Here is a 7,320-nt window from a genome sequence, read left to right as displayed (position 1 = left end):
CTCCGGCACCTTCCTGCACGGCAACTACTGGGGCGCGAAGTCCATCTTCGGCAGCGTGAACACCAGCCACGGCTGCGTGGGTCTGTCCGACACCAAGGGCGCCAACGACCCGAACACCCCGGCCGCCTGGATGTTCAACAACTCCCTGGTCGGTGACGTGGTCGTCATCAAGAACACCGGCGACAGGACCGTGTCCCCGGACAACGGCCTCAACGGCTGGAACATGGACTGGGCCCAGTGGAAGGCCGGTTCGGCCGCCTGATCCCACCCTCTTCCGACTGACCCGAGCGCGCCGGTGCCGCCCTTTCACGAGGGCGGCACCGGCGTTTTCCGGCGCTTCTCATCCCCCTCTTATCGCGGCCTCAGCAAGCCATCACGCAGCCTCCCTACCGTGCCGCCATGTTCTTCACCTACCTGAAGCGCGAACTGCGCCGCCGCAGAAAGGCGGCCCTCGTCGTCGCCTCCGGTCTCGCCCTGGGCATAGCCCTGGTCATCGTGGTCAACTCCGTGTCCAGCGGCATGAGTACGGCCCAGGACAAGGTGCTCCAGTCGCTCTACGGCCTGGGCACGGACATGACTGTCACCAAGGCGTCGACGCCGGACTCCAGTGGCGCGGAGCGGCCCCGCTTCAAGTTCGACGCGCGCGGCAGCGACGACGACTCCGAGCAGAGCAGCGACCGCGTCATGGTGCAGGGCTTCACCACCCTTCCCTCCTCGACCGTCTCCAAGGTCGCGGCGCAGAAGGGGGTTTCGGAGGCCACCGGTGGCCTCAGCCTCAACGTGTTCAAGGTGAACGGGCAGTTCACCCGGGGTCAGTTCCAGCAGAACGGCGGCTCAGGCGGCGGCCGTTCGCGCGGCTATGGTCAGCCGCAGGGCGAAGTCCGTGGCGGCGGAGCCGACTTCGACATCAACCAGTACACCGTCTTCGGCACCGACGTCACCCGCACCGCCCTCGGCCCGCTGTCCTCCTCCAAGCTGACCAGCGGCCGTACGTTCAAGACGTCCGAGACCGATGCCGCGGTGGCCGTCGTCGACTCCGCCTACGCCAAGCAGAAGAAGTACAAGGTCGGTTCGACCGTCACCGTCAAGGGCACCAAGTTCCAGGTGATCGGCATCGCCACCGCCGACAGCGGCGACCCGGCGGCCAATCTCTACATCCCGCTCAAGCGGGCCCAGACCCTCGCGGACGAGAAGGACAAGGTCACCACGGTCTACGTCCGGGCGACCGACTCCCAGCGGATCGCGGACGTCAAGAGCGCCATCCAGAAGAACGTCTCCGGTACGACGGTCACCACCTCCGCCGACCTCGCCAAGACGGTCTCCGGCTCGCTGTCCACCGCCTCCTCGCTCGCCACCAAGGTCGGCCGCTGGCTGTCCATCGCCGTGCTGATCGCCGCGTTCCTGGTGGCGGGGCTGCTGACCTCGGCGGCCGTCTCCCGCCGGGTGCGCGAGTTCGGCACGCTGAAGGCGCTCGGCTGGAAGTCGGGCCGGGTGGTGCGCCAGGTGGCCGGTGAGGCCATGGTCAACGGCCTGGTGGGCGGCGCGCTCGGTATCGCGCTCGGCCTGGCCGGTGCGTACGCGGTCACCGCGATCAGCCCCACGCTGCAGGCGCAGCTCGGCGGCACGGGTTCCGGTGGAGGCTTCGGGGGCGGCGGCTTCGGGGGCGGCGGGTTCGGCGGTGGCGGCGGCGGTTTCGGGGGCCGCGGCCGGCAGGCGGCGAAGACCCTGGAGGTCGCCCTCACCGCCCCGGTCAGCGTCACCACCATCGCGCTCGCGGTGGGCCTCGCGGTGGCCGGCGGCCTGGTCGCCGGGGCCTTCGGCGGCTGGCGCGCCTCCCGGCTGCGCCCGGCGGACGCCCTCCGGCGCGTGGAGTAGCCACCGCGGCCCTCGGGCCCGCCGGTATCCCGCCTCGGCCCACCCCGAACCCCTCCCAGGAGCCCCCATGTACGAACTGAGAAACGTCACCAAGCGCTACACCCGCGGCAAGGACACCGTCCTGGCCCTCGACGACGTCGACCTCACCATCGGCGCCGGTGACCGGCTGGTCATCCAGGGCCCCACCGGTGGCGGCAAGTCCACGCTGCTCCAGATGCTGGGCGCGCTCGACCGGCCCACGTCCGGTGAGGTCGTCCTCGACGGCACCGATCTGGCCAAGCTCTCCGAGGCCCGGCTGACCCGGGTGCGCAGCGAGAGCATCGGCTTCGTCTTCCAGTCCTTCAACCTCATACCGACGCTCACCGCCCAGGAGAACGTCGAGACCGCCCTCGTCCCCCTCGGCGTCAAGGCGAAGCAGCGGCGCGAACTGGCCGCCGAGGCACTGGAGTCGGTCGGTCTCGGGGAGCGCCTCGGACACCTCCCCTCGGAGATGTCCGGCGGCCAGCAGCAGCGTGTCGCCATTGCCCGCGCGCTGGTCAAGAAGCCCAAGGTGCTGCTCGCCGACGAGCCGACCGGCAACCTCGACGAGAGCATGCGCGACGAGATCATGGACGTACTCGAACGTCTGTGGAAGGAGCAGGGGCTGACCTTCGTCATGGTCACCCACGACTCCGCGATCGCCCGCAAGGCGCCGCGCCTGGCGACGATCCGCAAGGGGAGGATCACGGTGCGGGAGAACGCGGACGCCTGACGCGGGGGCACCCGGGCGGTCGTCCCGGGTGCCCTCCACGGCTGCTCCGCCGCGCGGCCTACAGCGTGGCGCGGGCCGCGTCCGTGCCCCAACTCGACAGCAGGCGCAGGGACTCGGCCGAGGGGGAGCCCGGTTCGGCGTGGTAGGTGACCAGGGAGAGGTCCGGGTCGCCCGCCGCGCGGAAGCTCTCGAAGCTGAGGGCGAGCGCGCCGACCAGCGGGTGGTGCAGCTGCTTGAGGCCGTGGCACTGTTCCTTGACGTCGTGGGTGGCCCAGAGCCTGCGGAACTCCTCGCTCTTCACCGACAGTTCGCCCACCAGCGCCGACAGCCGGGGATCGTCCGGGAAGCGGCCCGCGTCCATGCGCAGCGCGCACACGATGTCGATCGCCTTCTGCTCCCAGTTCACGAACAGCTCGCGGTACGGCGGGTGCAGGAACACCAGACGGGCCCAGCTGCGGTCGGCGGGGGCCAGCCGGGCCCAGTCGCCGAAGAGGGCCGCCGCCATCCGGTTCCAGGCGAGGATCTCCGAGCGGCGCCCGACGATGTACGCGGGCACCGAGTCCATCGCCTCAAGGAGTTCGCGCAGCGCGCCCCGTACCTGCGGCTGCCGGGCCGCGGGCCGCTTCTTGTGCGCCTTCGGCCGCGCCAGGTGGATCAGATGCGCGTGCTCGGCGTCGGTCAGCCGCAGCGCGCGGGCGATGGAGTCCAGCACCTCCGCCGAGACGTTGCGCCCGTTGCCCTGTTCCAGGCGGGTGTAGTACGCCACCGAGACCCCGGCCAGCTGGGCCAGCTCCTCGCGGCGCAGCCCCGGCACCCGGCGCTGCCTGCCGAAGCCGGACAGGCCCACGTCGTCCGGCTTCAGCCGGGCCCGCCTGCTGCGCAGGAACTCGCTCAGCTCGGCCCGCCGGTCCAGGGCCCGGCCGCCGGCCGCCTCCGGCTGTTCGTCCATACGGCCAGTATCCGTGCCCGCGCCCGTGCGTGGGTCCGGGAGCCTGACCTTGCCAGTGGTAGGCACGGCGGTCGTACGCAGAGGGGAGGACTGGGCGGCCCGGGGCTACTGGGGGCAGGCTGGAAGAGTGCCCGGACCGGACCCCGGCCGGGCAGGTACGACCACCCCCACCAGGAGAGTTCCGGCATGACCACTGTTGCCGCGTACGCCGCACCCGCCGCCAAGGCCCCGCTGGAGCGGACCACCATCGAGCGACGGCCGGTCGGCGATCACGACGTACTGATCGACATCCAGTTCACCGGCATCTGCCACTCCGACATCCACCAGGCCCGCGACGGCTGGGCCGAGGGCATCTTCCCGATGGTCCCCGGCCACGAGATCGCGGGCGTGGTCGCCGAGGTCGGCCCCGAGGTGACCAAGTTCGCGGTCGGCGACCGGGTAGGCGTCGGCTGCATGGTCGACTCCTGCCGCGTGTGCGAGAACTGCGAGGCGGGCCTGGAGCAGTACTGCACCGGCACGGGCACCGTCTGGACGTACAACGCGGTCGGCAAGGACGGCGAGCCCACCTACGGCGGCTACTCCCAGAACATCGTCGTGAACGAGGACTTCGTCGTCCGCGTCCCCGACGGGCTGTCCCTGGACGTGGCCGCGCCGCTGCTGTGCGCGGGCATCACCACGTACTCGCCGCTGCGGCACTGGGGCGCGGGTCCGGGCAAGAAGGTCGCGGTCGTGGGCCTCGGCGGCCTCGGCCACGTCGCCGTCAAGATCGCCCACGCGCTGGGCGCCGAGGTCACCGTCCTGTCGCAGTCCCTGCGCAAGCAGGACGACGGCCTCCGTCTCGGCGCCGACCACTACTACGCCACCGGCGACCCCAAGACCTTCGAGGAACTGGCCGGCACCTTCGACCTCATCCTCAACACGGTCTCCGCGCCGCTGGACTTCGCCGCCTACGCGTCCCTGCTCCGCACCGACGGCACCCTCGTCAACGTCGGCCTCCCCGAGGAGCCCGTCCAGATCACCCTCCAGTCCCTCTTCGGCCACCGCCGCAGCCTCAGCAGCTCCGGCATCGGCGGCATCGCCGAAACCCAGGAGATGCTGGACTTCTGCGCGGCGCACGGCATCGGCGCCGAGATCGAACTGATCGCCGCGGAAGAGATCAACGACGCCTACGAGCGCGTTCTGAACAGCGACGTCCGCTACCGCTTCGTGATCGACACGGCGACGATCTGACCGAAAGTCCGGGAGGGACCCGGTCTCCGGCCGGATCCCTCCCGGCGGCCGCTACAGGGCATCGAACGGTGGCACGACACGAACGACGATGATCAGTGGATCGCGGGGTGCCACGAGAAAATAGAACCAGCCGCCCGCGGCGTCCATGCGGCGCAGACCGCCCGGTCGGGGGCCGTTGCCGAGATGGCCGACATCGATGCCCATGCGGGCGAGATCGACCAGCTGGCCGGCCAGGCGCTCCACCTCCGCCACCACGTGAGCGGGCACACCGCCCACCACGTGCTCGTGATCGGGGTCGTACTCCCAGTGCCAGTCCGTGCTCACCGGGCGGGGAGACCGACAGCCGCGTGGGCCGCGTCCAGGATGCGCCCGATGCGGGAAGCGGACCGGCGGGCCTGCGCAGCGTCACCCGACTCGGCGATGTCCTCCCAGTGCCGGAGGTCCGCCGCCACGTCGGGATGGCGCTGGATGTGGACGTAGACGGCCCACTGAGCGACGAACCGTTGAAGTGGCGCGAGATCCGAGCCGTGCCGTGCCTGGTCGGCCGCTTGGTCGAGTTCCTGGGTGAAGGCCGGGAGGGCAGCGGGCGCGATCTGCCTGATGGCCTGGCGCAGCGCGGCGACCGTGGCGGGTGGCTGGGGGATGAGGGGTTGCCCAGCGGCGTCGGTGGTCATGGCTGCTCCCATGGGCGCGATTCTGATCCCGCGCGGCACGCGAACCGGGCGGGATCACTTTCTCACCGCTCGAACGAGTGACGCAGAAGCGATACGGCTCCGTACCTCCGCGACACAGTACTCGGGCGCCGCCCGGTGGGCCGCGCGACGCTAGTTGCCCGGGGTGCGGGGAGGCGTTATGTCCGCCGGAGCCACCCCGATCGGGCACGACACGCCCGTGCCGCCGATGCCGCAGTAGCCCGCCGGGTTCTTGTCCAGGTACTGCTGGTGGTAGGGCTCGGCGGGGTAGAAGGCGCGGCCTTCGGCGGGGAGGATTTCTGTGGTGATCGTGCCGAGGCCGGAGGCGGTGAGGACCTTCTGGTAGGCCGCGCGGGAGGTTTCCGCGGCGGCTGCCTGGGCGGGGGTGTGGGTGTAGATGGCGGAGCGGTACTGGGTGCCGACGTCGTTGCCCTGGCGGAAGCCCTGGGTGGGGTCGTGGGACTCCCAGAAGGTCTTCAGGAGGCGGTCGTAGGAGATCACCGCGGGGTCGTAGACCACGCGGACGGCCTCCGTGTGGCCGGTCAGGCCCGAGCAGACCTCTTCGTACGTCGGGTTCTCGGTGTAGCCGCCCTCGTAGCCCACCAGCGTCGTGTGGACACCCGCCGGGAGCTGCCAGAACTTGCGCTCCGCGCCCCAGAAGCAGCCGAGGCCGAAGTCCGCGACCTCCAGGCCCTCGGGGTACGGGCCGAGCAGCGGGGTGCCGAGGACGGTGTGGTGGTCGGGGACCTCGAAGGCGGGCACGGTGCGCCCCGCCAGCGCCTGCTCAGGGGTGGGCAGCTGCGGTGTGCGGCCGAAGAGCATGGGGTCTCGTCTCCCTGTGGGTGGTTCGGGGGTGGTTCATGGGCCACCGGTTAGTGCAACGGCCCGGGCCTCGCTCGAATTCCGGCCCCGTCACGCCCCGGCCGCCGCCTCCGTCGACACCTCTGCCGCCACCTCCTCCGCCGCCTTCGCCGTCGCGTTCCGGAAGGCGCAGTACTCCGCCGCCGGGTTCACCCGGTAGCGCCACGGGAGCGCCTCGACGTACCCGTCCACCAGGCGGAACTGCTCCAGCGACTCCTTGTCGCGGCCCTGGAGGCGGAGGAAGTACGCGAGCAGGTGGCGTACCTCCGGCAGGCGGGGGTGGGACGGGTCGGCGGCCGCGACGTCCGCGAGGACGGTGTTCACGCGGGCGATCATCTCCGGGGTGTTCTCGGCCGCCGTGTCGTCCGACTCGTCGTGTTCCAGGTGGGCGATCAGCGGCAGGACCGTCAGCAGGCTCCCCGCCGGGGCACCGGCCGCCGCCCGCTCGGCGAAGCTCGTCGCCAGACGCTCGGAGCCGCGCCACTTGGCGCACCAGTACTGGAGGGCCGAGAAGTGCGCCTCGTAGTGGTGCGGCGCGAGCTCGGTGAGCTTGGCCCACAGGGTGTCCATCTCGGCGTTCGGGCGGCCGAGGCCGAGCGCGATCCAGATCTCCTTGACGTACGGGGTCGGGTCGTCCGGGTTCAGCGCGGCCGCGCGCGCCACGTCCGCGGGGGCGCTCTCCAGCGTCCGGCGGAAGCCGTCGAACTGCTCGTGCGTGGTGTACTTGGCCCGCTTCGCACCCCGCAGCTTCCAGGCCAGGGTCACCGTGGAGCTCGCCCGGACCACCGCCGCGTCCGGGTCGTCGGGACGCGCGTCCTCCCAGCTCAGCAGCCACTCGTCGGCCTCGGCCGCCTTGTCCCCGAGCAGCGCCGTGAACGCCGAGCGCCGCTCCCAGTCCCGGCCGATGCCGTGCATCGCCTCCGCGGCGGGCTCCCACTCGCCGCGGGCGACCGCGGCGAGCG

9 protein-coding genes are annotated in these 7,320 nt (G+C 71.4%); 4 read left to right on the top strand and 5 right to left on the bottom strand.

The window, feature by feature from the left end; genetic code table 11:
• From GTW40_RS14520 to GTW40_RS14510, 3 genes are all read left to right on the top strand, one after another.
• Positions 1 to 262: L,D-transpeptidase (locus tag GTW40_RS14520; protein WP_161180591.1), on the top strand; the 262-nt coding region annotated here is incomplete at its 5' end.
• A gap of 137 nt (positions 263 to 399) precedes the next feature.
• Positions 400 to 1,875 carry an ABC transporter permease gene (locus GTW40_RS14515; protein ID WP_161180590.1) on the top strand — a complete coding sequence of 492 codons (1,476 nt, stop codon included), beginning with the start codon at positions 400 to 402 and terminating at the stop codon, positions 1,873 to 1,875.
• Positions 1,876 to 1,942: 67 nt separating this feature from the next.
• Positions 1,943 to 2,626, top strand: coding sequence for an ABC transporter ATP-binding protein (locus tag GTW40_RS14510; RefSeq protein WP_161180589.1), 684 nt, complete (start codon positions 1,943 to 1,945; stop codon positions 2,624 to 2,626).
• Between the two features lie 58 nt (positions 2,627 to 2,684).
• Here the strand turns inward: GTW40_RS14510 and GTW40_RS14505 are convergent, their stop codons facing one another.
• Positions 2,685 to 3,575 carry a helix-turn-helix transcriptional regulator gene (locus GTW40_RS14505; protein ID WP_161180588.1) on the bottom strand — a complete coding sequence of 297 codons (891 nt, stop codon included), beginning with the start codon at positions 3,573 to 3,575 and terminating at the stop codon, positions 2,685 to 2,687.
• Between the two features lie 186 nt (positions 3,576 to 3,761).
• On the opposite strand from GTW40_RS14505, the gene GTW40_RS14500 reads away from it, so the two are divergent.
• Positions 3,762 to 4,805: an NAD(P)-dependent alcohol dehydrogenase gene (locus GTW40_RS14500; RefSeq protein WP_161180587.1), complete on the top strand. Its 1,044-nt coding sequence runs from the start codon at positions 3,762 to 3,764 to the stop codon at positions 4,803 to 4,805.
• Between the two features lie 51 nt (positions 4,806 to 4,856).
• Here GTW40_RS14500 and GTW40_RS14495 read toward each other — a convergent pair whose 3' ends face one another.
• The 4 genes from GTW40_RS14495 to GTW40_RS14480 form a co-directional block, all read right to left on the bottom strand.
• Entirely contained in the window at positions 4,857 to 5,129 is a 273-nt protein-coding gene (locus GTW40_RS14495) for a hypothetical protein (protein ID WP_161180586.1), read from the bottom strand.
• Positions 5,126 to 5,479, bottom strand: coding sequence for a DUF6247 family protein (locus GTW40_RS14490; protein WP_161180592.1), 354 nt, complete (start codon positions 5,477 to 5,479; stop codon positions 5,126 to 5,128). The genes GTW40_RS14495 and GTW40_RS14490 overlap by 4 nt, the downstream gene beginning before the upstream one ends.
• A gap of 150 nt (positions 5,480 to 5,629) precedes the next feature.
• Complete coding sequence (msrA, locus tag GTW40_RS14485) at positions 5,630 to 6,319, bottom strand: peptide-methionine (S)-S-oxide reductase MsrA (RefSeq protein ID WP_161180585.1); 690 nt, start codon at positions 6,317 to 6,319, stop codon at positions 5,630 to 5,632.
• Between the two features lie 90 nt (positions 6,320 to 6,409).
• Positions 6,410 to 7,320, bottom strand: a 911-nt coding sequence (locus GTW40_RS14480) for a hypothetical protein (RefSeq protein ID WP_161180584.1), incomplete at its 5' end; no start/stop codon positions are given.

This window comes from Streptomyces sp. SID4985, assembly GCF_009863025.1.
Classification (GTDB): Bacteria; Actinomycetota; Actinomycetes; order Streptomycetales; family Streptomycetaceae; genus Streptomyces.
The sequence above is the reverse complement of the archived record's forward strand: the minus strand, read 5'-3'. Positions and strand labels throughout refer to the sequence as shown.